The following is a 25,125-nucleotide window of genomic DNA, read 5'->3' as shown; positions in this document are numbered from 1 at the left end:
TCATCCCGACCAGGCCGTCCAACCGGCAAAACCGAGCAGAGAAACAGCCGTCAGCGAGAGCACGATCGTGACGGTGAAGATGAGACGGCGGGCGAGGGTGTAGCTGAGCGGCGGGCGGTCCGGGGGGCGGGTCGACGGGAGCCAGGCCCGCTGCGGGCGGGCCGGTTTGGACGGGGTTCTCCCGGGCGGGCGCAGGCCGATCAGCCAGGTGAGCAGGGTGAGGATCTCCGCCGGGTTCGCCGGGATGCCGGAGAGGAAGTAGCGGACCTTGGCTCCGGAGGCCGCCAGGGCGCGGGTCAGGTTGCCCATGCCCATGGCGGCCAGCCAGCTCGCGGGGTCGTCCGCCGCGCCTTCGCCGGTGGCGGTCTGGCGGAGCAGGTCGGCTTTGGTGACGACGACCGCGATCCGGCGCTGCCGCCCGCCGTCCGCGCGGCCCGCGAGCTCGTTGCGTACGCGATGGACGGTGTCGGCCGGATCCTCCCGCGCGAGCGTGAGACCACCGGCGGCCAGCAGCTCACGATCACCGCTCACCAGGCTGTCCTGTACGGCGGGCAGCGCGAACGGATCGACCACGATGAGCAGCGCCTCCCCGTGCGCCAGGTAGCTCATCGCCTCGACCTTGCTCGCGCCGGTGTAGTGCTCGCCGGACGGATCGAACAGGTAGAGGATGCGGCTGCCCTCGCGGGGCAGGGTGACGTCGAGCATGACCGCCTTCGGCAGCTGCGTGCCCGTCTTGATCATGTGGCCGGTGGCGAGCTGGCGTTTGAGCTGGAGGAAGGTGAGCTCGTCGCCCTGGTCGACGAACTCGGTGCGCAGGCCGGTGAGCAGCGCGTCCACGGCCAGCGCCATGAAGGTGGTCTTTCCGGCGTCCGGCCCGCCCACGAAGGGCACGGGTTCGACCCGGACCCGGCCGATCCGGGCCGGTAATTGCCGGTCGCAGTCCGGGCAGTGCGCCTGCAGCCGGTGCCGGCCGAGCATGATCGTGGTCGGCAGCCGGGCGCCGCAGCGGCAGGCGTGCCGGACCGCGCCGTTCAGGTTCGGGGTGAGCGCGCGGTGCCGTTCCCCGCAGGACGGGCACGCGTACGCCGGCAGCGTGATCTTCGCGTAGCACCCCGGGTACGGGCAGGCCTGCAGGATGCGCCGGACCAGCATGAACAGCTGTTCCAAGGCGCGCAGCACGGTGACGCAGGCCAGCCAGGCGAGCATGCCCGCGGCGACCGTCAGCGCGTACACGGCGGTGATCAGCAGGCCGAGCGCGGCCAGGGGTAGCGCGGCCAGGAGCACTCCGGCCCAGATGGCCAGCCAGAGGGGGAACAGGAAGAAGCCGCGCGATTCGCCCATGAGGGCGCCGGTGGCGACGCGGATGGCGTCGGCGGCGGTGACGATGATCTGCGGGAGCGCGGTACGCGTGATCGCCCACCAGTCCCGCCAGACCTGGGTCACCAGATAGTGGCGGTAGGCGGGATCACGATCCTGGCGGGGACGCTCGACGGGGGAGTGCCCTTCGGCCACGTCCGGCAGCAGTACCGCGCCCGCCTGCCGGAAATAGATCCCTACCGCGCCCAGGGTGGTGGCGGCCAGGGTGAGCGCGAACGCGATCGGGAACGCCACCCATATCACGACGATCCACACCAGAATCGCGAAGAACCACATCAGCGACTTCTCACCGCGAGGCGACTGCGCACCGCGAAGCGGCTCACCGCGAGGCGACTGCGCACCGCGAAGCGGCTCACCGCGAGGCGACTGCTCGCCACGAAGCGGCTTACTGCGAAGCGATTGCCCGTCGTGAAGCGGCTTATCACCGTTAAGCGGCTTATCTCCGCGAAGTGGCTTTTCGTCGGGATCGGTGTGGGCATCAGCCGTCGCCTCGGCCGAAGATGCGGCGGCGTTTCTGGCCGGTGAGTTCGCGGAGGCCGGCGGCGAGTTCGGCGTCCCGTTTGAAATGGGCTTCGACCGAGCTGAACATCGACCAGTTGATGACCTGGGAGCGGGCCCACTGGTCCAGGCGGGGGATGATCACTCCGGCCATCCGGAGCCGGATCGCGATCTCCAGCAGGGCGATCTGCTGGTCGCGGTTGCGGTTGGCGGTGAGCCAGGCGTTGATCAGCCAGCGCCGTGCGGGCTCGGTCACGGATTTCACCACCGTGGTACGGAACCGGGGGTCCTTTCCGGCGAGGGCTTTGGCGGCGGCGGCTCTGGTCATCGGCATCAGGTCGGGGTGGCCCTCCCGGGTGAGCTCGGTCAGCGCGTCGATCGCGCGGGCGGCTTCGACCGGGGTGGGTGCCTCGGTGAGGCGGGCGGCGATGAGCGTGGCTTCGGCGTCGTCGGCGGGGTAGCCGGATAGGCCGTCCCGCACCTTTTCGGCGAGTTTCAGCACCTCAGGGCCTTTCAGGCCGCCGGTCAGGAAGGCGCGCGCCGGGAGCTCGCTGAGCTGGGGGGACGCGTCCATCTCCGGGCCGAGCGCCTCGATCAGTCGGGCGCATTCCGCGGCGGTGGGCTGCTTCTCCCAGAGGGATTTGAGGGTTTCCTCCCGGTCGTCGGTGAAGCCGAGAAGTTCGATGGTTGCATCCACGCGGTCCCGGCGTCCTGCGCCGACTTCCCGCCGCAGCACGAGGGCGCCGGTTCGTGGCGCGGGCCGCCAGTCGTGGTCCGCGATCAGCGCGCTGACCTCGGGGGTGAGTAGCCGGTCGCGTACCTCAACGGACGTGTCCTCCAATCCGGTGATAAATCCGGCTATGAGGGTTTCGCGCCATTCGGATGGGGTGCGCTGGATGGCTCCCGCCAGGTCTGCGGCTTGCCCCAGGGCCGTGGTTTCCGCCGGGTTAGTACGTCCCGTCGGGTTCGTGGCTCCCGTTGGGACTGCCGGGTTTGTGGCGTCCGCTGGGTCGGAGGAACGCGCATGGATCGTAGCCGCCGCCGCGTGTTCCACGGCTTCGGGGTCGAGGCGCAGGCCGTACACGTCGGCGACGCGGAGCACCGCGACCACCAGGAGCGGCGCGCGCGCCTCGCCCAGCGCGGTGCCCGCCGCCGCCGTCAGGGCGGCCAGGTACGGCGCCCGCATCACCCGCGCCGGAATCGGCAGCTCAGGATCGCGCATGGCCAAAGCCGCGCACCGGGCGGCACACGGGTCGGCCGCCTCCGGCGGTCCGTGTTCGGCGATGGCCGCCGCCAGCGGCCGGTCGATCAACCCCGCCCGGCGGCCGAGCATGCGCCACGCCCAGTCCGGCAACCCGTTCTCGACCAGCGCGATGATGGCGTCCTGCTCCTCCGACGCCACCGTGCCGTCCCCCCGGCAGAGCGCGATCAGCGCCGCCGCCGTCTCCGGCTCCGCGTCCCCGAGCTCACCCAGCGCGTCCAGCCCGTCCAGATCGGTACGGCGCCAGAACCCCACCGCCGTCGCCGCGAACCGCCCGGTACGCACCGGGGCGGGCGGCTCATCCAACCGGACCACACTCGCATCGATATCCGAGGGAATCCACACATCCGGCGTAGTCCCGACGATCATCTGATGGGTCGCGGCCGGATCGGCGCTGTAGGTCGAGAACGACAGCCGCGCCGCCGCCGCCCACGGCAGCGAGAACGAGATCACCGCGATCCACCGGACGATGTCCTCGATGTCCCCGGCGTCCGCCGCGACGAGCACCAGCCGCCCGTGCCCCCGGGTCAGCACCTTCCGCACGCTCTCCAGCAACTCGCGAAGCCGCTCATAGGCGTCGGTCCCACCGGCGGCCAGCCACCCGCCCAGCGCCTCTGGATCCACAGCCGACCCCGGAGCGAGCTCGGTCAGTTCCTCCAGTTCCCCTTCAGCGGGAACATCCGCCCAGAACGGCGCCCCCCAGAACTCGATCGGCCGCGACCCGACCAGGTCCTCTTCCCGCAGAACCAGCGCATGCCCGAGAAAGTTGCCATACCGCCCCGAGTAATCTCGCCCGAGATAAACACACCTCGACAAAACCCCCGGCTCATACGTCAACGAAACCGGAAATTTCGTGATTTCGGCAGGAGTGGGGGTCAGCGGAGCGCTGGGCGGCGGCCGATAGCTCATATGCGGCGCCGCGAGGTCACGAAGCCTCGCACGGTCCGGCATTCCGGCTCGTCCATGAACTCCCGCCTGGTCGTGAGACGGTCCCGGAGATCTGGTCCGATGGCGAGGCTGTGCCGGGTCGGAAGCTCCCGCCGGGTCATGCGGCCGTGCCGGGTCGTGATTTACCGCGAAATCACCCCTGCCGGGAAGCGGCGCGATATCCGCCGTCTCCGCGACGAACTGGAAGCCCGAGCGGCCGGTCGGGCCGGACTCGGCCGAGGTGTAGTGGAGCTGCCAGGCCATTCGATTACCCCCGGACTCCGTCGAGCATCTTGAACCGGTAGAGCAACCACAACAGCGGATCCTCGACCCGATAGGGCCGGATCCCGCCCGTGCCGACCGATTCGACCTCCGGGACCGCGCCCAGCGCGGAGAGGCCGAACAGCGCGTGGTCGGTGTAGTTCTGCCGCAGGTACCGCCCGACCACCCCGGCCTGCCACTCCTCCAGCAGCGCCAGCACCTGCTCGTGCACGGCCTCCCGATCGTCCAGGTCCAGGGCCCCGGACGGAACCCTGGCCCGGTGCAGCGCCGACTGCCGCGCCAGCGAAGGACGCAGCGCGTCGATCTTGCTCAGCGCCACGGCCACCGGCACGGTCAGCGGCCCGCGGGACTGCCGCAGCAGCTCGGTCACCCGGGTTATCACGTTCAGCGGATCGCTGTCCGGATCGTCGTCGAGCCCGCCGCTGCGGGCCAGCGCGGTCCCGTTCAGCGCGGCCCGCGCCCCCGGCAGCTCCAGCGGATCCACCAGGAAGATGACCGCGTCCGCCGCCCGCAGGTAGCGCAGGTGCAGCTCGCTCACGTCCCGGCTGCGCAGATCCTCGCCCGCCGTGTCGAACAGCACCAGCGTGAGCGACTCGGCGCGGGTGCGCAGCCGCCCCCGGATCGTCCGGGTGAGCAGGTAGACGAGCGGATCCCGGTTGAGGTCGGTGACCGCCGACTGGGTGGCGCGCAGCAGGCTATGCTCGCCGTACAGCGGGCGGGCGAACTCCTGGCGGTACCGTTCGATGGTCCGGTCGTCGCAGGGGGTCAGCGAGGCGTCCAGCTCCGCGCCGACCCGGTTCATCAGCTCGTGCAGCAGGACCGCGATGTACGTGCTCTTCCCTGACCCCTTCGCCCCCACCAGCGCCACGATCTTGCCGGGATTGGCGCAGTACTCGGCGGCCAGCCTGCTATGGCATTCCGGGCACGCCCGGCGGCTGGTCTCCCGGCCGCATTCCGGGCAGCTCGCCCGCCGCCCCGGCCGGCGCACCGAGAACACCGGAGGCAGGGCCGGCGGCACCCCGCCGCGATGCCGTCCCAGCACCTCGTCCGCCCGTGCCTCGCACCCTCCCCGGCCACCGGAACACCGGAACATGATGCGGTTCTCCGCGACGCGCGCGAAGCAGTACGGGCATGTGATCAAGGTTTACCCCATTTTCATGCGGCGGACCGGTGGGTCGAGCAGCGCGACGTCCCCTTCGGCGAAACATCGCAGCCAGTACGGCTTGGCCTGCCGGGGCGCGGGCAGCGTCAGGCGGGCCGGGGTGGTGAGGTCGGTCCACTCGCCGAGCACGCGGCCGTCCGCGGCGGTGAGCGGCTGCACGAGCCCCGGCTTGAGCACCAGCACCAGGCGCGGCACCCGGGCCGGACGGTCGGCGGACACCTCGACGGTCAAGGTCCGCTTCCACGGCGGACCCTCAGCGATCAGGTCATACCGGACAGGGACCGCAGCGGGCAGCTCGACCCGGACGGCCGGGCCACGCGCCCGCTCCCCCCGCAGCAGCGCGCTCGGCACGACCTCGATCGTGATCGCCTCGTCCTCGGGCGCGTCCAGCCGGATCCCGCCCTGCGCGCGATAGGCCGCCGCGCTCACCAGCAGCCGCTCCGCCGCCCACCCGACCTCGACCTCGGGCACCTCGGGCGGCCAGTCAAGTCCGACCAGCACGGTGCCCCCGCGCCGCTCGGCGGTGACCGAGGCGGGCGCGGTCAGGTTGACATGCTCCCGGTACGCCCCGACGGTGACCAGATCCCCCGCGATCGTGAGCGCCAGCACCACCCCGGTCTCCGGCTTGATCAGATGCCCCTCGGCCACCGGCGTCGTCGCCAGCGCCCTGCCTGTGCCCTCGATCTCGGCCAGCGCCAGCGTCGTCCCGTACGGCCAGGGCGGCACGCCCTTCAACAGCAGGAACTCCAGCACGCCGCTGGCCGGTTCCGCGCAGGAGAGCAGGAGCATCCCCTGCGAAGCGGGCGTGATCGACAACTCGGGCACCGGTTCCGGCCGGGCGTGCGGGGTGACCGTGCGGTGCAGGCCGGGCGTGCTCGCCCCGGCTCCGTCCGGCGTCGGGTAGACCGCGTAGACGTGGTAGTGGTGCCCGGTGCCGTTGCGTACGGCCCGGTCGCGGAAGGCGGAGCCGTCCACGATCACCGGCTGGCCGTCGCGGAGCACCACGACGCCGACGGCCTCGGGCGGGGTGATCCAGCGGCCGGTGACGACGCCGTCCCCGGCGGTGACGCGCAGGTCGCGCGGCTCGGGCCGGACCACGACCACGGCGGCGGAGGCCGGGGTTGCGGTGGCCTCGCCCCTGCGGGCGGCCACCGCGTACCGGAGCGGAACGTTGATCGGCGGCGTCTCGTCCACGAACCGGCCGGCGACCGGCCCGGCCCGGAGCGGGACGCCGTCGCGCCGGATCTCGTAGGTGATCTCACCCGCCCGGGACGGGGACGGCTGCCACGTGATCGTGACCGCGTCGTCGCGGGGTTCGGCGTGGACGTCGCGGGCGGGGTGGGGGGCCAGGCGGGCCAGCAGTCCCGCCGCGCCCGGCAGGTCGGGGACCCGGCGCAGCGCGTCGGCCAGCAGGATCCACGCCTCGTCCGGGTCGGTGGCGGTCAGCGCCTGATCCCGGAGCTTCAGCGCCGCCGCGAGCCGCGCCGCGATCTCGTTCCCCAGCTCGGTGCCCTCGGGCAGGGTCGCCGCGAGGTCGGCGGCGGCCTGGATCTCGCCCGCGTCCACCAGCTCCCGCAGCCGCGCCCGCGGCCCGCTCGGCCCGCCGCCCTCCTGGCGCACCGCGAAGACCAGCCGCCGCGCCTCACCGGGATCGAGCCCGAGATCCTCCACCGCGAACCGCACCAGCGTCTCGTCGCCGGGATGCTCGCGCACCCGCTCCCGCACCCGGGCGACCAGATCGTACCGCAGCAACGCGCCAGGATCGTCGACCCCCCGCAACGCCGCCAGCACCGTGTCCGCCGAGATCGTCCACGACCCCCGGGTACGCCGCTGCCAGTCCGCCTCCACCTCCCGAATCCGCTCCCCCAAATCCCCCGCCGGGGTAAATATCCGGAACTGGGATTCGCCGAGGACGAACTCCGCCAGATGCCGCTTCCGCAGCGTGTCCAGGGCCTCCCGCGCCCGGGCGTAACCCGGATAAGGCGGGATATCGGGGAGCTGATCGGGTTCGCGGATCTCGATGCCGAGCTGACCTGCCAGGGCGTCGGCCTCCCGCCGTTCGACCCCCGCCGAACGGGCGATCCCCGCCACCACGTCCGGCGCCAGCAGCCGCAGCCGCCCGGCCGCGTCGTCCAGCCGCCTGCGCAGGTCGGTGACGCGCCGCCGATCCCGCTCCCCGGCCTGGCGCAGCGCCGCGATCAGCGGCCCGGTGTCGCCGTTCGCGGCGGCCTCGAAGATGGGGGCATACCCGGCATGGTCGGATTCAAGCCGGTCGACGAGCTTGCGGAACTTCAGCAGCTGGCGCTGGCGACGCCAGCATTGCCGTACCTGGCGGACGGTCTCGGCCACCTCGGCCGGGGACATGTCCTGGCGGAGCTGGTAGCGCAGCCGCAGATCCTCGGGGGGTGAACCGGCCTCGCGGGCCGGGTCGAGCACCTCCTGGAGATACCGTCGCTCGTCGAAGGGCATGGCTCAGCTCACCTGGACGCGGGCCAGCGCCGCCCGCGACTCCGCCACTTCCTCCTCGGACATGCCGCCGATCCGCACGCTCAGCTCCAGCCGTTCCCCGCTCTCGTCCTCCCTGGCGGTGACGTGCAGCAGGCCGGAGGTGTCCAGGGAGAAGGTGACCTCGATCGGGAATCCGGCCGGCTTGCCCGGCGGGATCTTCAGATCCCCTTCGGCGATCTTGTTGTTGTCCTCGATGGCGTCCGAGGCGACCGCGCCCGCCTGCTCCATGACCTCGATGGCCACCCGGGTCTGGAAGTCGTCCAGGGTGGCGAAGCCCTCGGTGACGTCGGCGGGCAGCGGGTCGTTGGCGTTGACCAGGTGCGCCACGTACTCGCGGCGGGTGTTGCTGGCGGTCGCCTTGATGCCGAACGCGCGGGACGCGACCGTCTTGATGGTGCGCCCGGCGATCTGCTGCCGCTGGCCGTCGGACAGGCCCGCCCGCGCGGCCATCTCCTCGGCCCTGCCCCGGTCACCGGCGCTGAGCAGCCGCCGGTAGGTCTCCTCGAACGCGTACAGCGCGGCGCCCTTCGCCACGGCCAGATCCGGGTCCTGCAGCCGCGGCGCGACCCCGAGCTCCTTGGTCAGCGCCTCGGTCACCGCGGGCATCTTGGCCGAGCCGCCGACCAGCACCAGGTGGTCGAAGCCGTCCACGCCCTTGGCCCGCGCGGTGTTCAGCGTCTTGCGGGTGATGTCGATCGTGCGGTCCAGCAGGTCGCGGGTGAGGCCCTCGAACTCCTCCCGGGTGATCTCGACCTTGGCCACCCGGCCCTCGTGCATGACCCGGACCACGTGCTTGGTCCGGGTGGTGAGCGTCTTCTTCAGCTCCTCGGCGTCGCGGCGCAGCTGCTGCTCGGTCTGCTTGTCGTCCAACGGGTCGGCCACGTCCGGGTGCTCCTGCCGGAACCGCTCGGCTAAGTGCTCCACCAGCCGGTCGTCCCAGTCGGCGCCGCCCAGCTCGTGGTCGCCGTCGGTGCAGACGACCTCGATGTCGCCGTCCACCAGGGCGATGACGGTGGTGTCGAAGGTGCCGCCACCCAGGTCGTACACGAGGATGCGGGCGTCCTGGCCCGGGTTGAGCACGCCGTAGGTGATCGCGGCGGCGATCGGCTCGGAGATGATGTCGATCACGTTCAGCCCGGCGATCTGCCCCGCCTTGCGGGTCGCGTCCCGCTCGGCCGCCCCGAAGTACGCCGGGACGGTGATGACCACGTCGCCGACCGTGATCCCGGTCGCCGTCCGCGCGTCCTCGGCCAGCTTGCGCAGCACGAACGCGGAGATCTCCTCCGGCGTGTACGGCCGGCCGTGCATGGTCCGGGTGACCTCGTGGCCCATGTCGCGCTTGATCCGGCTCACCACCAGATCGGGTTCGATGACCGCGCTGTCCTTAGCTGTCTGGCCGACCACCACGTTGTCGGGGGTCTCGAAGAAGACGACCGAGGGCGTGGTGTCGGTGTCCTCCTGGTTGCGGTGCACCGTCGGGCGGCTCACGTCGTCCACACTGGCGATGCAGGAGTAGGTGGTGCCGAGGTCGATCCCGTGCACAGCCATCAATCGTTCTCCTCGTTGACGTTCCTGCCGATGACCACACCGGCCTTGCGGAGTACACGGTCCTGCTCGGCCAGCCTGAACCCGTCCGAGATCACGGCGATGACCAGGCCGTCCTCGCCGGGTTCGGTGCGGAGCGGGCGGTGCAGGGCCGGGTCGTACGGGTCGCCGGGGGAGACCTCCAGGCGTTCCGCGCCGGTACGGGCGAGGACTTCGGCCACCTCCTCGGCGATCGCCTCCAGCAGGGGGACGACGGGGTCGGCTCCTTCTCGCCGGGTGGCTTCGCGGGTGACCGAGTCGTACAGGCGGTAGAGGCCGGAGCGGACCGGGGTGAGGGCCTCCTGGAGCAGGCCGCGGCGCAGGTCCTGGTTCTCGGCGTGCAGGCGGTCGATGATCTGCTCGCGGTGCGCGGCCCGCTCGTGCTCGCGGGACACCTGCTCGGTGAGCCGTGCCAAGCCGTTCTCTAGATCAACTTCCTCGTCCTGCTCAGGCAGCATGCCGGGTCCTGATCCTTGGGGACACCACGGCGCAAGTGTCAGCAATTTTCCAACCTCGCGCAATATAAATCCGGATTAGTGGCATATAGCGGATAGGTCAATTTTAGTTACCCATGCCTTTGGGGGGAGGGAGGACTAGAGTTCGCTCTATCTCGGGAGGGCGGAACGGTGAGTGAATTCGCGGCGCGGGTCGCGGCTCTGCGGGTGCGGCGGGGGACGGCCGACGAGGGTGTGTGGCGGTGGGAGCTGGCCTGGGCGCTGGTGGATCTGCTCGCCGAGACCGAGGACCTGGAACCGGCGGATGTGCGGGAGTTGCTGGAGCACGCCGAATGGATCCTGGCGCGGGATCGGGACGCGGGCGCGCTGCAACTGGCCGGGCTGGCGCGGTCGTGCTCGTTCGCGCTCACCCAGGATCCGGCCGATGGGGCGCACGCGACCGGCTACCTGGAGGAGGCGCTCACGCTGCTGCCGCCCGGCGACGAGGGCCGGGGGGAGTTGCTGTATCAGCTGGCGATCGAGTATCTGACGCAGGAGGGCGACCAGCCCGCGCCCCGGCCGCTGGGCCGGATCATCGCCTGCCTGGAGGAGCTTCTCGATCTTCAGGACGATCCGGAGGTCCGGGCCAGGCTCGGGCTTGCGGTCGGGTTCCGGGCGTTGACGTCCTCCCCCGGAGAGATCGATCGGGCCATCGAACTGATGGCTTCGGCGCACGGGCTCGTCGAGGATGACGGCTTGCGGGTCGAGCTGGGGCGCAACCTGGCTTTGTCGTACGACACCCGCGGCGACGCCGACACCGCCGCCGACTGGGTGCGGCGCACGCTCGCCGAGCCTGAGGTGGCCGGGACGCCGCTGGAGGCCCGGGCGCACGGGTATCTGGGGGAGCTGCTATTACGTGGGTTCGCGCCGCCGCCTGGGGAGTTCGATCTAGGGATGGCGGTGCGGGCGACGGAGGCGATGAATCTGCCGGCCAACGTTGACCGGATCGTGGAGGCGCGGGTGCATTTGGAACGTGCCGCCGAGCTGAGTCCCGGCAATCAGGACGTCGCGGCGTTGTTGTCGATGGTCGTGCTCGCCGAGGCCGGGATCAACGGCGGGGATTCGCTTCAGGCCACGGCCACCGTGCGAGCCATGGCGGATCGGCTTCCGGCCGATGATCCGCGGCGGACCGAGATGGTCGGCTTGTCGGCCGTGCTTCAGGAGGAGATGGATCCGGTTCTGGGGGCGGGCGAGAAGCTGGACGCGCGCATCGAGGAGCTGAGGGTCGCTCTGGCGGAACTGCCCGAAGGGCACATGCTGCGGCCGTGGCTGCTCAGCCGGCTCGGCGCGGCCATCGGGCAGCGGGGAGCGGCCTTCGCGGTGAAGCGTGACTGCGAGGAGGCCGTGGAGCTGCTGGTGACCGCCATCACCGAGATGCCCGAAGGCAACCCGCTCCGGGCCCGCACCTTCGTGCTGCTGTCCGGCGCGGTGCTGACCACATTGCGCGTGGATCCCATGGGCGCCGACCTCGACCGTGTGCTCACCGACCTGCCCGCCATGATCGACCCCGCCGGCCTCGGGATCGACGCCGCCTCCGTGCACGTCGTGCTCGGCAGCGCCCACGTGGCCCGCGCGGCCAGGAACAGCTCCGGCCCCGACTACGACCAGGGCATCACCCACCTCCGCCAGGCCATCGACGCCTACCGCCCCGAAGATCCCCTGCGGGTCCCGCTCCTCTTCATCGCCGCGTCCGCCATGACCGACCGGTACGGCACGACCCGCGACCTCGCACTCCTCGACGCGGCCGGGCACTACCTCGACGAGGTCGACACCATCCTGGCGGCCATGAACACCCCCGAGTACGCCCCAGGCACGCTCGACCGCCGGGCGGCGTGGCTACTACGCGTCCTGGTGCGCTTCAACCACTACCTCCAACGACAGAACCCGCGAACCGCCGCCCAAATGATCGCCGACCTGGACCGAATCGGCGCACTGACACCACCCGGACATCCGGAACTGCCCATGGTCAATTCCCTCCGAGCCTGGGCCCATGGAGTACACGGCCTGACCAGCGGCGATCCCCGAACGATCTCGACCGCCCTCGACCAATTGATGGCAGCCGGGTCCGGGCTCGGATCTGGGCTCGGGTCGGCTCGTTCGGGTTCGGTTGGCTCGGGCTCCGATTCCGGGCTGGGGGCGGCTTCGTCGGGGTGGAGGTCGGTTGGTTCGGGGTCAGGGTCGGCTCGGTCGCAGTCCGGTTCTGGGTCGGGACCGGCTCACTCGGGTTCGGTTGGTTCTGGGTCGGGGTCGGCTCACTCGGGTTCGGTTGGCTCGGGCTCCGATTCCGGGCTGGGGGCGGCTTCGTCGGGGTGGAGGTCGGTTGGTTCGGGGTCGGAGTCGGCTCGGTCGGAGTCCAGTTCGGGGTCGGGGTCGGCTCGGTCGGAGTCCAGTTCTGGGTTGGGATCGGCTCAGCCGGGGTCGGTTGGCTTGGAATCGGGGTCGGTTGGTTCGTGGGCCGGGTTGGGCTCCGGTTCTGGGTCAGTGTTTGGTTCTGGATTTGGTGCTGATGGGCTTTATGGGCGAGCGTTGCGTGGGCAGGCTGGGCTGGCTGCCGTCATGAAGGGCCTGACCGCTGGTGATCGGCGTCTGCTCGATCAGGGCATCCAGACCCTCACCGAGGTTGTCGCCGCCCCGGACAGCTACGTGGGAGAAACCGGGGCGCATCGCTACGTTCTGGGCAGCGCGCTCATCCAGCGGTCCCGTATTCGAGGGCAGCGAGGGGATCTGGACCAGGGCATCGCTCATCTGGAAGCGGTCATCCGGGACCGGAGAACCGGTCCGCTGGATGGCGTCTACCCCATCCTGCTCGTGGACCTCGCCCAGGCATACCGCCTCAAAGGCGACCCTCGCGCTGTCGACACCGGGTTGCGCGCGCTCCGTGAACGCCTCGCCGACGTGCTCCTGCAGACCGGCGCGGAACGTGGCTTGGCCATGTCCAAGGCCGCCCGCGACGACACCCTGGAAACCGTGCACTGGGCTCTCGCCGATGGCTGGCCGGAAGCGGCGATCGAGGCCCTCGAACTCGGCCGCGCCATGGTCCTGCACTCCGCCACCGCCGCGGACGCCCTTCCCGCTCTACTCCGCGACCAAGGCCACGACTCCCTGGCCGAAGAATGGCAAGCCCACCTGAGCACCGAGACGTCCACGTGCCCCTGGGAAACCGCCGCCGTCGAACTCGGCCCCGAAGGCCGGATCAGAACCCCCGGCCTGATGATTCCCGGCGACCTCCGGCACCGCGTCCTCGCCGCCATCGAAGACACCTCTCTGGCCGCGCTCCTCACCCCACCAGGCCCAGCGGAAATCGCGCAAACCCTCCGCGAAGCCAACCGCCACGCCTTGGTCTATCTCCTCCCTCGCAGCGAATTCGGACCAGGCAGGGCACTGACCGTCCTGGCGAACGGAACGGTCACGACGACCGTTCTGCCGCAACTCGACGCTGGCCGCAACAGCCCCGTTGACCGTTACCAGCGCGCCCAGAACGAGCTGGTCAACGGGGTTTCCGGGGCCGAACTCAGGTGGCGCCAGGCACTGACCGACCTCTGCGACTGGGCCGGCGAAGCAGCGATGACGACAATCCTCAAGGAAATCAACGAAGACGAACCGTCCATCGTCCTGGTCCCAGGAGGAACCCTCGGAATCGTCCCTTGGCATGCGGCCCGCGTGCCTGGTGGGATTGCCGGTGCTGTGTCTGGCGATGCCGGGCTTTTGTCAGGCGGGGCCGCCGGTGTTGCGTCGGGGGATGCGGTGCGCGTGCCCGGTGGGATTGCCGGTGCCGTGTCCGAAGATGCTGGGCATCTGTCTGGGGGGAATGCCGATCTTGTCTCTCCGGATCCAGCCCACTTTGCTGGTCGCGCATCTGCACCCCACTCGCGTAGAGATCCCGCTCCCAAGCCGATTGGGGAAATTTCGGCAAATGTCGGGCGGGTGTATGCGTGTCAGCGGGCGACGATCTCGTATGTGGCGTCCGCCAGGCAGTTGGTCGCGGCTGCGGCTCGGCCGGTGTTGCCGCCGCGTCAGGCGCCTGTGTTGATTTCTAGTCCTGATCTTGCCTGGGCCATGTGGGAGTGTGCGCGGCTCTTTGAACACGAATACCCCGGAGCCGTTCGGCTGGGGAAGTGGTTGCGTAGTCGCGATGTGCCGGCCGCTACGGCGGAGGCGGTGCTCGATGTTGTCGGGGGTGGGTATTCGGTGGTGCACTTCGCGGGGCATGCCCGGTCTTCGGTGATTTCGGCGGATTCGGCGTTGGAAGTGGCTGATGGGGAGAAGGTTCCGGTGCAGCGGGTGCTTGGCCGGGGTGGTGGGGTGGGGGGTGGGCTTGTGGTGCTGTCCGCTTGTACTAGTGACTTGTCGGACGGGGATCACGATGAGGCATTGACCCTGGCCACGGCGTTCCTCGCGGCGGGTGCCCGGGGAGTTGTCGGATCAAGATGGGCAATCGATGACAATGTCCGCACAGCTGTCTTTATGGTGATATTTCATCGTTTCCTGGGTGAGGGGGAGCCGAGCATGGCCCTTGCCCGGGCGCAGCGGTGGATGTTGGATCCGGGGCGGCGGGTGCCGGACGACCTTGCCCAGGAGCTTGTCGAGGTGATCGGGGAGCTGGACTTCGCGGATCCGGCGATCTGGGCCGCGTTCACCCACCAGGGCGTTTCCTGAGGGGATGCACGTAGCCACCATACGGACGAAGAGATTTGTTCAGTTCGTCCAGGTAGCCAGGGTCATCCAGGAGGACACCGCTCCCAGCCACGTGGCGAACGGCGTCGCCGTTGTCGCAGCGATCGCCGAAGAAGACCAACACCAAATTGGTCGTGCTCGGATTGGACTGCCAGCGAAACCCCTCCGCCCACGCCTGGTTCCGGCGCAGCCAGTCCGCCCAGCGTCGAGTCAGCCCATACTCCGCGGCATCGGCCCGAATCAGTGAGATCTTCGCGCACACCCCCGTGAAATCATCAGGTTTGACCAGCTCAAGCACGGTGACATCCCGGACAAGCTCGATCTGCGACAACATCCGCCCCTTGATCGCCTTACGTGGCACGGAACAGTGGCCACGATCGGAGAACGGAATGTCCCGCATCACCGTCTCAGCGAGCGCGGTGCCCGGATCATGCGCCGCGTAAAGGTAGGAATAGGGCGGTTCGCAAAGCTTCGTACTGTCGAAGCGGCCACCACCCCAATGCGGATCGGTCTGCGTGGGATTGAACGACGCCGCGGAAAGCTCGGCGCCATGCACCCGCCACAGCCGGGTACCCGCCGGAATCACCTGAGATCGCGGCGAATTCGGACAACGCGCCGGCGGCGCCGGAACCGGCATCAGGGCCCCTCGGCGAGCGCGCGGGCCGCCAGCATCAGATCTGGCTCCCTGAGCTGATCCAGCGGTTCAGCGCAACGCGCCGGCGGCGCCGGAACCGGCATCACGGCCCCTCCACGAGCGCGCGGGCCGCCAGCATCAGATCCGGCTCCCTCGGCTGATCCAGCAGTTCAGCCGGAACACTCCCCAGCCAGGCGTTCGGCCCCAGCCACCACCCCGCGACCCCCCACGGATCCTCATCAGCCTCCAGCAACCGATTGATCCGCAACACCAGCGCCCGCGGCCGCCGCTCCCTGAACTGGAAGGCGGGCACCTGCACAACCCCATCCGCCCGCTCCAGCCGGATGAGATCGGGATCGTCGTGTCCCTCCACCTCATCCAGCCGATACGCCGGAGCCGCCAGCAGCTTTCGATGAATCACCCTGCGCAGATCTTCCGGCTGCAGCCGCGCGATCACATCGCCCCAGTCGACAACCGGAAACGCCGGATTCAGCCGGGACCCGGTGGGGAGCGCACGCCGTACCGGATGGTCTTCGGGCAGCCCGGCCAGCTGGAGCTCGATCCGCAGCTCGACGGCCAGTTCGCCGATGGCGGCGGTATCGCCGCCCGCGTCCTGAAGGTCCTTGATGAGCCCGTCGAGGCGCGCCCGCCGGGGAGCGCTCAACCGGCCGCGGACATCCTCCAGATGATCGAGCAACAGGCTGATGAGTTCCGGATCACTCGCCACACCAGAACTTATACCAGATAAACAATATCAATTCCGGAATTATATAGCTGGGTCAAGAGTCAACCGATCGACCACAACCCGGACACACCGGTCATGGAACGCGATCGTGTAGTGATTGCAGTCCGGAACCACCTCGTCGCGCAGCCCCGGCAGCTGGGCGGTCCAGGATTCGGCCAGCGCGTCGGGGATCAGCCCGATCTCCTGGTTCAGCAGCCCGCGCGGAGCCCTGAGCAGATGCAGCGGCGACTTGATCGCACGCAGCGCCGCGCCGATCGCCTCCCCTTCGGTGAGCAGCTGACGCCCGTCGGTGCGAACCGCGTCCTCCCGCACGCGCGACCGCACCCCACCCTCGATCTCGAGCGCGTCATAACGCACATAGTCCTCCATCGCCGCGGTCCAGTCCGCCAGCGCGGGATGCTCCTTAAAGAACCCGACATACGCCTCGACATCGGCGAACGTCTGGCTCAACCGGGCGATCGCCGGACCCAGACTCAGCTCCAGCAGATCATCTGCCGAAATATCCGGCGGAAGCGGCAACGGCAGGCCACCATCGACCAGAACAGTCCGGGCATACTGCCGCTCGACCGCGTGCAGCACCGCCACATACGCCCCCATCGAATGCCCGGTGAGCACGCTCGTCTCATCCGCCCCCACATACTCCGCCACCCGCTCGACATCCTCGGCATGCCGGCGCAGCCCGTACGGCCCGGAAACGCCCGCGCTGTGCCCCCGCCCGCGCAGATCCATGGCCACCATGGACCACTCCGCCGGCAACGACGACCCGACCCGCTGCCAGGCCATCAGCGACGCGGTGATCCCGTGCACCGCGATGATCAGCCGGGGCCCGCTCCCGAACCGCGCGATCCGCAGGTCGCCACCGGGCACGGGTACGCGGTCGAACTCCATGGCCGTCTCCTCACGATCGATCGTCCGTTCGACGATACTGGGCATTCCCGGACAACCTAAAGGACACCGCCCCTGACCCTGGGTCGAGCCTTTCCTTATGATCTGTCCATGGATGCGCGCGTTGTCGTGATTGAGCATGAAGCAGAAGCCGGGCTCGGCTATTTCGCGGCGTGGCTGGCCGGGGTGGAAACCCTGGTCGTACGGCCCTACCTGGGGGAACCCGTACCCGATCGAGCGCGGGACGGGCTGCTCGTGCTCGGCGGCGCGGCCTCCGCGTGGGACGACGAGGAGTATCCCTGGCTGCCTGCCACCCGCGACCTGATCAAGACCACCGTCGACGACGGCGCGCCCGTGCTCGGCATCTGCCTCGGCGCCCAGCTCATGACGCTCGCCTGCGGCGGCGAGGTGCGCCGCGGCGCACCCGGCCTGGAGATCGGCGCGGGCACGATTCACCTGCTGCCGGAGGCCCGCGCCGACCGGCTCTTCGCGGGCGTGGCAGCGCCCGAGTCGGTCGCGGTGCAATACCACTACGACGCGATGACCACATTGCCGGAACAAGCGGTATTACTGGCGACCGGCGACGCCTACCCGAATCAGGCATATCGCCTCGGCGACAATGCGTGGGCGGTCCAGTTCCACCCGGAGGCCACTCCGGACATTTTCCGCGAATGGACGACCGGCTTGACCGGTCATCCAGTCAGCGAGTTGAATTCCCAGGTCGACGCCGCCAGGTCACGATTGCAGGCCCATTGGCGCCCGCTCGCGGAGGCATTCGCCGCCGTCGTGGCCGAGCACGCCACGCGGGTGCGTGGCCAAACCGCGTGATGACCTGATTACGGACAGAAACCGCTAACGACGCGCACAAGGCGGCGAGTTACCGTGTGCGAAGTCAACGACATGGCGTTAACGGGGCGCGCCATGTTGGAGTGGTTCTCTCCGAGAAGGAAGATTAGTTGCGAGTTGACGTCGCGGACATCGAGGCGGAGGAAGGGGCGGTGAACACCGCGTCCCGGATGCAGACCACGGCCGGGCGCCTGGCCCGACTCGGCTTCGCCGACGGGGCCAGGGCCGAACGGCTGCTGGACGAACTCGGACCGGAGGCGGTCGGCGATCTCGACCTGCTCGCGGATCTGATCGCCGCGGCCGACCCGGATCTGGCGCTGACCGCCCTGAACCGGCTGGTCGAGCGCGATCCGAGCGTGCTCGGAAGCTTCCGCGCCGACCCCGCGCTCCGGCACCGCATGATCGCCGTCTTCGGCCTCAGCGCAGCCCTCGGCGACCACGCGGTCCGCCACCCGGAGCAGCTGCGCCGCCACGAGCACGAGGACCCGTTGAGCGCCCGCGACGAGCTGCTGTTCGCGGTCGGGGCGGACGCGTACCTGCCGGAACCGGTCGCAGGACTGCCGGGGACCGCCGCCATGGACGCGCTGCGCGCCGCCTACCGGGGCAGGCTGCTGGACCTGGCCGGGCGGGACGTGACCGGCGAGATCACCCTGGCCGGGACCGCCGCCGAGCTGGCCGACCTGGCCGGCGCCGCGCTGGAGGCCGGGCTGGCCATCGCCAGGGCCGAGGTGCCCGAGGCGCTCGACGTGCGGCTCGCGGTGATCGGGATGGGCAAGTGCGGCGCGCGCGAGCTCAACTACATCTCCGACGTGGACGTGATCTTCGTGGCCGAGCCGAAGGAGGGCGTCGAGGAGACCCGCGCCCTCCAGGTCGCCACCCGGCTGGCCCAGAGCATGATGCGGGCCTGCTCCACCACCACGCCCGAGGGCGCGCTCTGGGAGGTGGACGCCAACCTGCGCCCCGAGGGCAAGCTGGGACCCCTGGTCCGGACGCTGGACAGCCATCTCGCGTACTACCGCCGCTGGGCCAAGACGTGGGAGTTCCAGGCGCTGCTGAAGGCCCGCCCGGTCGCGGGTGACCTGGAGCTCGGCGGCGTCTACGTCGAGGCCGTCAACGCGATGGTGTGGCAGGCCGCCGCGCGCGACAACTTCGTCGAGGACGTGCAGGCCATGCGCCGCCGGGTCGAGGCGCACGTGCGGGTCAGCGAGGCGGAACGGCAGATCAAGCTCGGGCCCGGCGGGCTGCGGGACATCGAGTTCGCGGTGCAGCTGCTGCAGCTCGTGCACGGGCGCTCGGATCCGCTGCTGCGCCGCCGGGCCACCCTGTCGGCGCTGGCCGCGCTGTCCCGTGGGGGATATGTCGGGCGGGAGGATGCGAAGGCGCTGGCGGAGGCGTACACGTTCCTCCGGCAGGTCGAGCATCTGATCCAGCTGCACCGGCTGCGCCGTACCCACATGGTGCCGTCGGACGTCGCCGACCTGCGCCGGATCGGGCGCGGCCTCGGCATGGCGACCGATCCGGTCGGCCAGTTCACGACCACCTGGAAGCGGCACGCCCTCGAAGTACGGCGACTGCACGAGAAGCTCTTCTACCGCCCGCTGCTCCAGGCCGCCGCCCGGCTCCCTTCCGAGGAGACCCGCCTGTCCACCACCGCCGCCCAAGCCCGCCTGGAAGCCCTCGGCTACGCCGACCCGGCCGGGGCGCTGCGCCACATCAGCGCGCTGACCAGCGGCGTCTCCCGCCGCGCCGCGATCCAGCGGACCCTGCTCCCGGTCATGCTCGGCTGGTTCGCCAACGCCCCCGACCCCGACGCCGGACTGCTCGGCTTCCGCCAGATCAGCGACAAACTCGGCACCACGCCGTGGTATCTGCGCCTGCTCCGCGACGAGACCGCCGTCGCCGAGCAACTCGCCCTCCTGCTCGGCACCAGCCGCTACATCACCGGCCTGCTGCTGCACGCTCCCGACGCGGTCGCCATGCTCGGCTCCGCCACCGACCTCGCCGTCCGCCCCGTCGAGGCGCTGCACGCCGAGATCGCCGCCACCGTCGCCCGCCACGGCTCCGACGCCGAAACCGCCGTCGCCTCCATCCGCGCCCTCCGCCGCCGCGAACTCTTCCGTACGGCAGGCGCGGACCTGGCCGGCTACATCGACATCGAAACCGTGGGCCAGGCGTTGTCCGCGCTCAACGACGTCACCATCCAGGGCGCCCTGGACGCCGCCATCAACAAGGTCGCGGTGGAACGCCGCGGCGAGTTCCCCACCCGGATCGCGGTCATCGCGATGGGCCGCCTCGGCGGCTTCGAATGCTCCTACAGCAGCGACGCCGACGTCATGTTCGTGCACTCCCCGATCCCCGGCGCCGAGGAGAAGGACGCCACCGACGCCGCCCGCGCCGTAGCCGAGGAACTGCGCCGCCTGCTCTCCCTCCCCGCCCCCGACCCGCCCCTCGGCGTCGACGCGGGCCTGCGCCCCGAAGGCCGCCAAGGCCCTCTGGTACGGACGCTGTCCTCCTACCGCGCCTACTACGACCGCTGGTCCTCCCACTGGGAAGCTCAGGCCCTGCTGCGCGCCCGCTTCTGCGCCGGCGACCCCGCCCTCGGCGCCGAGTTCGTCGACCTCATCGACCCGCTCCGCTACCCCGCCGACGGCATCTCCGCCGAAGCCGTGCTCCAGATCCGCAAGCTCAAGGCCCGGATGGAGGCCGAGCGTCTCCCGCGCGGCGCCGACCCCACCCTGCACACCAAACTCGGCCGCGGCGGCCTCTCCGACGTGGAATGGGTCGCCCAGCTGCTCCAGCTCCGGCACGCCGGGCGCGTCCCCGCCCTGCGCACCACCACCACCCTGAACACCCTGCGTGCCGCCGTCGCCGCCGGCCTGCTCGACCCCGGCGACGAGACCACCCTCGTCGACGCCTGGCGCTTCGCCTCCCGCGTCCGCGACGCCATCATGCTGGTCCGCGGGCGCGCCGCCGACAGCATCCCCGGCCTGGTCAAGGAACGCGCCCTCATCTCCCGCACCCTGGGCTACCCGCCCGACGGCTCCGAGGACTTCATCGACGACTACCGCCGCGCCACCCGCCGCGCCCGCCTCGTCGTCGAGCGGGTGTTCTACGAGGATTGAGTCACTTCTGCAGCATCACGTGCAGGCCGAGGACGACACCCGCCACGACCACCAACAGGCACACGCCCGCTCCGGCACGGCCGATGACCTTCCCGGCGGACAAGCCGACGAGGGCCAGGGAGAACACGGCGACCAGGCCCGCGCCCGCCACCAAGGAGGCGACGAGAACGCGCCCCAGGGCGGCCAGGTCGAGCCAGTCGTTCATGCCGACCGCTCCTTCGCGGTCCACTTGTCGTTGACGTTGCCGGCGTTGACCGGGGCGCGGCGGGACAACAGATAGAGGCCGCCGGACAGCATGGCGGAGACGCAGAAGACCGTGAGCACGCCCAGGCTGCCGCCGATGCCGTTCGCGCTCGCCCAGGCCAGCGCGCCGACCAGCGCGGCCGCCGGGAGGGTGATCAGCCAGGCCACGCCCATCCGGGCGGCGACCCCCCAGCGGACCTCGGCCAGCCGCTTCCCGAGACCGGCGCCGATCACCGAACCGGCGCACACCTGGGTGGTGGACAGCGGGAACCCGAAGTGCGACGAGGAGAAGATCACCGCCGCCGAGGAGCTCTCGGCCGCGAATCCCTGCGGCGTCTCGATCTCCGTCAGGCCCTTGCCCAAGGTACGGATCACTCGCCAGCCACCCAGATACGTGCCCAGCGAGATCGAGGTCGCACTGGCCACGATCACCCAGAACGGCACCCCCGCGTCCGGCCTGATCACCCCACCGGTGATCAGCGCGAGCGTGATGACGCCCATGGTCTTCTGCGCGTCGTTGGTTCCGTGCGCCAGCGAGACCAGCGACGCGGATCCGATCTGCCCCAGCCTGAACCCCCGGCTCCGGATGCCTTCCGGGACTCTTCTGGTGATGACGTACACGAGGAAGGTGCCGAGGGTGGCCACTACGATCGCCGTCAGCGGGGCGAGCACGGCCGGGATCAGCACGTGCGAGACCAGCTCCTTCCCCTTGACCGCCGAAGCCCCCGCCGCGATCAGCGTCGCCCCCACCACCCCGCCGATCAGCGCATGCGACGAGCTCGACGGAATCCCGAAATACCAGGTCAACAGATTCCAGGCGAGCCCCCCGATCAACCCCGCGAACACCACGGTAAGCGTGATCGCCCCCGTCTCCACGATTCCCGTCGCGATCGTCGCCGCCACCTTCAACGACAGAAACGCCCCCGCGAAGTTCAACACCGCCGACAACCCCACCGCCACCTTCGGCCGCAACGCCCCCGTCGCGATCGACGTCGCCATGGCGTTCGCCGTGTCATGAACCCCATTGGTGAAGTCAAAGGACAACGCCGTGACGACCACAACCACCAGCAGCACGCCCCCAACATCCATACCGCCCTACTTGGCACCCCAGCCCCGAAATATGCGGCCAGGGGATCACCAGCCCGAAATATCACCCCCCAAACACCCCCATACAACCGACCCCCACGAAGATCTCACCCCCTATGACCTCTCCTTTGCACCCTCCCCCTTGCCTCCGATATCCGCCCGCGCTCGCCCTCCCTTGGTCCACGGTGTCTGCCCGCGCCGAGCCGCCTCCGCGTGGAGGGCTACTTCGTGGTGGAGGTGGTGGAGCGGGATTTCAGGCCTGTCACCCGGCGGAACATGTCCCACCAGAAAGGGGCGCCGAATAGGAGGGCGACGAGGGTGAGGAGGAAGCCCGGCCAGTGGCTGGGGGTTACCAGGCGGTCCCACCAGTCGCCGCCGCGCCAGGTCCAGGCGGGGCTGCCGGATGGGGGGATGGTGGCGCTGACGGGAGCGTGCGCGAAGATCTTGACGAAGGCGGGGGTGCTGAGGACTTCGGTGACGCAGGTGTAGATGTCCTTGTCGGGTTCGCACTGCGCCTTGATGGGGGCGAGAGCCTGTTCGCCCTGATCGGCGAAGGCGGCCACCGCGCTCCGGTAGGCGTTGTCGTTGAGCAGGGTCTTGCCGTATTCCAAGGCGTCCATGCTGAACAGAAGCGTGACCAGCAGGCTGAGGACGCCGACCGCCCATCGGACATATCTGCGGTAGAGCAGCGTGAGCCGTGTCATCTCGCCGTCGAACCAGTCCTCGACGCCCTTGCGGAACGCTTCCATGTCGACCGCGCTGGCAGTGGCCACCTCGCCAGGCGCGGTTGCCGTGCCGGGCGTCGGCACGCCGGAGTCGGTGAAAGGGGTACGAGCGGACGCCGGTGGTGTGATTACAGCCGGTGTTGGCGGCACAGGAGTCAGGGATGGGAGGGTGCCGCCGGATTTTTCCCAGATGGCGGCCATGGGGCGGTAGAGCGGACTCTTGAGTCTTTGGAGTTGGCTGAGCAGAGGTTCGATGCCCCCACGGTCGGAGGCTATTTCCAGCAGAGCCACAGAGAAGCGTGACGGCGGGATCTCAGCGATGGTCGTTTTGCCGTGCTTGGCCTCGTCGATTTCCTGAAGGCGCTCATGCAGCAGGTCGGTAAGGGATTCACCGTGCTCCCGCGGATCGGCATGCTCCGCACCATGCGCCGAATCGACGGCCGAGCCCACAACCGCCCCGGCGAGCCCGCCGCCAGCGGCCTGCGACGAATCCACGATCCCAAGGGAACGGAGCGTTTGGTCGGCAGGCGAACTAGCGATCAAGATCTCCGACGGTAGCACAGTGCCTGTCGACCCGCCCATGCCCACCGATCCAGCTGCCCCTGCCGCTCCCGACCCGTGTTCCCCCGCCGTTCCGTCCAGTCCCGTGGAGTCCGGTGTCCCCGCCGTTCCCGCCGCCAAGGGTGATTCCGCCGTTGCGTCTGCTCTGGTGGATTCCGCCGTTCCCGCCACTCCGGGCGTGCCCGTGGGTCCGTCCGATCCGGTGAACTCCGCCGTTCCTATCGTTCCAGCCGTGGCGCCTGCCGCTCCTGGTGTTCCTGCCATTTCAGCCGCTAAGGGTGATTCCATCGTTACGGCTGGTCTGATGGACTCTTCCGTCCCTGTCGCCCCTGCTGTTCCCGCCGCTTCAGATGCCCCCGCAGATCCGTCCGATACCGTGGGCTCCGGCGTCCCCATTGTTCCGGCTGTTGCTGGGGTGCCTGTCGCTCCGGGTGCCTCCGTCGTCCCTGCCAGGTCTCCTGTTCCTGCTGAACCGGCTGTTCCTGCTGAACCTGCCAATGATTCTGCGGCTTTGACCTCTGCGGCGACGAGGGAGTCGGCGGCCGCGGCCAGGGGTGGGCTGTGGACGGGGGCCGGGTAAGGGCTGAAGGCGGGGCGCGGGTCCTTGCCGAAGGGGAGTTTCGCGAAGACGCCAAGAAGGGTCGCGGGCAAGCGTGAGCGGATCAGCTTCGGGGGTGGCAGAAGATCGGCGAGCGCGCTGCGCAGCCTTCTGCTGAACCGGCTGAAGCCCTTGAGCCGGGCATCCAGCCACCGCAGAACACCCGGGACCTTCTCCACGACCTCGCCACCATCGAGCGTGTCACGCAGATAGGCCCACAGGAATTTACTACGGATCCCGAGCAGCCGGACAAGACCTTCATTCAGCCCGCTGACCAGAAGCGACAGCAACAGAAAGGCAAGAATGAGACCGATGGCAAGGTCGACATAATACGAAACCAAAGTGATCACCCGCGTCGTTGATACACCGTCCACCGCCAACCCGCAACGATTTCAACAAATCAGCTCTCCAAACCATCCAGACCTGGGACGCCTTGTATTTCGCAGCCACCGAAAGCCTCAGGAACAAGCTCGGGTTGGTACCCAGGGTCGAAGGAATTCTCACCTTGTGAGGCCGAGGGCGATGAGCGGGTTGTGGAAGTCGTCGCGTGCCCAGCGGGTGCCTTCGGCGATGTTGGTGAAGTTCAGCAGGCGTAGCGCGCCGATCGCGTAGCTACGCATGGTGGCGCGCCGATCGCGTGGCTACGCATGGCGGCCAGGATCGACGCTTCTCCGGCTGTCTCAGGATCGGAGAACTCCCTCAACCCCCTGGGTTCCCGGCCTGGGTGGGTGGCGCTCTCGTGCCGGTCCGGTTTCAGCGCCGGAACCGTCCGGCGAAGCGGCTTTTGCCGTGGTAGAGGAGGGTCCAGGTGCCGTCGTGGTTGCGGCGGGTGCGGTAGCGGTCGGGGTGGGTTGCTTTGTCGCGGTTGGGCCAGGTGCAGGCGGGGGCGAGAAGGTCCAGGTCGGTGGTGCCG

Annotated in this window: 16 protein-coding genes; 3 read left to right on the top strand and 13 right to left on the bottom strand. The window is 69.7% G+C overall.

Annotated elements, in window-relative coordinates; all coding sequences use genetic code 11:
- From Amac_RS20675 to grpE, 7 genes are read right to left on the bottom strand one after another with little or no spacing between them, the layout of a single operon-like run.
- Window positions 1-1,653 (bottom strand): TRAFAC clade GTPase domain-containing protein, encoded by a 1,653-nt coding sequence (locus Amac_RS20675; RefSeq protein WP_155356027.1) that lies wholly within the window; start codon window positions 1,651-1,653, stop codon window positions 1-3.
- Window positions 1,653-1,856, bottom strand: coding sequence for a hypothetical protein (locus tag Amac_RS20670; protein WP_155356026.1), 204 nt, complete (start codon window positions 1,854-1,856; stop codon window positions 1,653-1,655). Before Amac_RS20670 ends, Amac_RS20675 begins: the two co-directional genes overlap by 1 nt.
- A complete protein-coding gene (locus Amac_RS20665) occupies window positions 1,856-4,327 on the bottom strand; it encodes a GAP1-N2 domain-containing protein (RefSeq protein ID WP_344447921.1) in 2,472 nt (823 codons plus the stop codon). Before Amac_RS20665 ends, Amac_RS20670 begins: the two co-directional genes overlap by 1 nt.
- A 4-nt stretch (window positions 4,328-4,331) precedes the next feature.
- Window positions 4,332-5,486, bottom strand: a complete 1,155-nt coding sequence (locus Amac_RS20660) for a TRAFAC clade GTPase domain-containing protein (RefSeq protein WP_170322578.1) — start codon at window positions 5,484-5,486, stop codon at window positions 4,332-4,334.
- A 3-nt stretch (window positions 5,487-5,489) separates the two neighbouring features.
- On the bottom strand, window positions 5,490-7,976 hold the full coding sequence (locus tag Amac_RS20655; RefSeq protein ID WP_155356024.1) for a hypothetical protein: 2,487 nt from the start codon (window positions 7,974-7,976) through the stop codon (window positions 5,490-5,492).
- Window positions 7,977-7,979: 3 nt separating this feature from the next.
- A complete protein-coding gene (locus Amac_RS20650) occupies window positions 7,980-9,563 on the bottom strand; it encodes an Hsp70 family protein (RefSeq protein ID WP_155356023.1) in 1,584 nt (527 codons plus the stop codon).
- Window positions 9,563-10,057 carry a nucleotide exchange factor GrpE gene (gene grpE / locus Amac_RS20645; protein ID WP_155356022.1) on the bottom strand — a complete coding sequence of 165 codons (495 nt, stop codon included), beginning with the start codon at window positions 10,055-10,057 and terminating at the stop codon, window positions 9,563-9,565. The genes Amac_RS20650 and grpE overlap by 1 nt, the downstream gene beginning before the upstream one ends.
- A gap of 168 nt (window positions 10,058-10,225) precedes the next feature.
- On the opposite strand from grpE, the gene Amac_RS20640 reads away from it, so the two are divergent.
- Window positions 10,226-14,749: a CHAT domain-containing tetratricopeptide repeat protein gene (locus tag Amac_RS20640; protein WP_155356021.1), complete on the top strand. Its 4,524-nt coding sequence runs from the start codon at window positions 10,226-10,228 to the stop codon at window positions 14,747-14,749.
- Here Amac_RS20640 and Amac_RS20635 read toward each other — a convergent pair.
- The 3 genes from Amac_RS20635 to Amac_RS20625 all read right to left on the bottom strand — a co-directional run bounded on the left by Amac_RS20635 (window position 14,727) and on the right by Amac_RS20625 (window position 17,079).
- Window positions 14,727-15,404, bottom strand: a complete 678-nt coding sequence (locus Amac_RS20635) for an RES family NAD+ phosphorylase (RefSeq protein WP_155356020.1) — start codon at window positions 15,402-15,404, stop codon at window positions 14,727-14,729. The two genes, Amac_RS20640 and Amac_RS20635, sit on opposite strands and share 23 nt — an antisense overlap.
- Before the next feature lie 100 nt (window positions 15,405-15,504).
- Window positions 15,505-16,128 (bottom strand): hypothetical protein, encoded by a 624-nt coding sequence (locus Amac_RS20630; protein WP_155356019.1) that lies wholly within the window; start codon window positions 16,126-16,128, stop codon window positions 15,505-15,507.
- 39 nt (window positions 16,129-16,167) lie between these two features.
- Window positions 16,168-17,079, bottom strand: a complete 912-nt coding sequence (locus Amac_RS20625) for an alpha/beta fold hydrolase (RefSeq protein ID WP_246268525.1) — start codon at window positions 17,077-17,079, stop codon at window positions 16,168-16,170.
- A gap of 63 nt (window positions 17,080-17,142) precedes the next feature.
- Between Amac_RS20625 and Amac_RS20620 the strand changes: the two genes are divergently transcribed.
- Both Amac_RS20620 and Amac_RS20615 read left to right on the top strand, forming a co-directional pair.
- Complete coding sequence (locus Amac_RS20620; protein WP_155356018.1) at window positions 17,143-17,859, top strand: type 1 glutamine amidotransferase; 717 nt, start codon at window positions 17,143-17,145, stop codon at window positions 17,857-17,859.
- Between the two features lie 188 nt (window positions 17,860-18,047).
- Window positions 18,048-20,999, top strand: coding sequence for a bifunctional [glutamine synthetase] adenylyltransferase/[glutamine synthetase]-adenylyl-L-tyrosine phosphorylase (locus tag Amac_RS20615; RefSeq protein ID WP_155356128.1), 2,952 nt, complete (start codon window positions 18,048-18,050; stop codon window positions 20,997-20,999).
- A 1-nt stretch (window position 21,000) separates the two neighbouring features.
- On the opposite strand, the gene Amac_RS20610 is transcribed toward Amac_RS20615, so the two are convergent.
- The 3 genes from Amac_RS20610 to Amac_RS20600 form a co-directional block, all read right to left on the bottom strand.
- Entirely contained in the window at window positions 21,001-21,204 is a 204-nt protein-coding gene (locus Amac_RS20610) for a hypothetical protein (protein ID WP_155356017.1), read from the bottom strand.
- Window positions 21,201-22,316: an inorganic phosphate transporter gene (locus tag Amac_RS20605; RefSeq protein ID WP_246268524.1), complete on the bottom strand. Its 1,116-nt coding sequence runs from the start codon at window positions 22,314-22,316 to the stop codon at window positions 21,201-21,203. The genes Amac_RS20610 and Amac_RS20605 overlap by 4 nt, the downstream gene beginning before the upstream one ends.
- Window positions 22,317-22,549: 233 nt before the next feature.
- Window positions 22,550-23,548 carry a hypothetical protein gene (locus Amac_RS20600; RefSeq protein ID WP_155356015.1) on the bottom strand — a complete coding sequence of 333 codons (999 nt, stop codon included), beginning with the start codon at window positions 23,546-23,548 and terminating at the stop codon, window positions 22,550-22,552.
- Window positions 23,549-25,125: the final 1,577 nt, after the last annotated feature.

This window comes from Acrocarpospora macrocephala (genome assembly GCF_009687865.1).
Classification (GTDB): Bacteria; Actinomycetota; Actinomycetes; order Streptosporangiales; family Streptosporangiaceae; genus Acrocarpospora; species Acrocarpospora macrocephala.
The sequence above is the reverse complement of the archived record's forward strand: the minus strand, read 5'-3'. Positions and strand labels throughout refer to the sequence as shown.

Excerpts from the sequence above, each read along its gene's own strand:
- Amac_RS20675 (WP_155356027.1), bottom strand. The coding sequence starts at position 1,653 with ATGTGGTTCTTCGCGATTCTGGTGTGGATCGTCGTGATATGGGTGGCG.
- Amac_RS20670 (WP_155356026.1), bottom strand. The coding sequence starts at position 1,856 with ATGCCCACACCGATCCCGACGAAAAGCCACTTCGCGGAGATAAGCCGC.
- Amac_RS20665 (WP_344447921.1), bottom strand. The coding sequence starts at position 4,327 with ATGGCCTGGCAGCTCCACTACACCTCGGCCGAGTCCGGCCCGACCGGC.
- Amac_RS20655 (WP_155356024.1), bottom strand. The coding sequence starts at position 7,976 with ATGCCCTTCGACGAGCGACGGTATCTCCAGGAGGTGCTCGACCCGGCC.
- Amac_RS20650 (WP_155356023.1), bottom strand. The coding sequence starts at position 9,563 with ATGGCTGTGCACGGGATCGACCTCGGCACCACCTACTCCTGCATCGCC.
- grpE (WP_155356022.1), bottom strand. The coding sequence starts at position 10,057 with ATGCTGCCTGAGCAGGACGAGGAAGTTGATCTAGAGAACGGCTTGGCA.
- Amac_RS20635 (WP_155356020.1), bottom strand. The coding sequence starts at position 15,404 with ATGCCGGTTCCGGCGCCGCCGGCGCGTTGTCCGAATTCGCCGCGATCT.
- Amac_RS20625 (WP_246268525.1), bottom strand. The coding sequence starts at position 17,079 with ATGCCCAGTATCGTCGAACGGACGATCGATCGTGAGGAGACGGCCATG.
- Amac_RS20620 (WP_155356018.1), top strand. The coding sequence starts at position 17,143 with ATGGATGCGCGCGTTGTCGTGATTGAGCATGAAGCAGAAGCCGGGCTC.
- Amac_RS20615 (WP_155356128.1), top strand. The coding sequence starts at position 18,048 with ATGCAGACCACGGCCGGGCGCCTGGCCCGACTCGGCTTCGCCGACGGG.
- Amac_RS20610 (WP_155356017.1), bottom strand. The coding sequence starts at position 21,204 with ATGAACGACTGGCTCGACCTGGCCGCCCTGGGGCGCGTTCTCGTCGCC.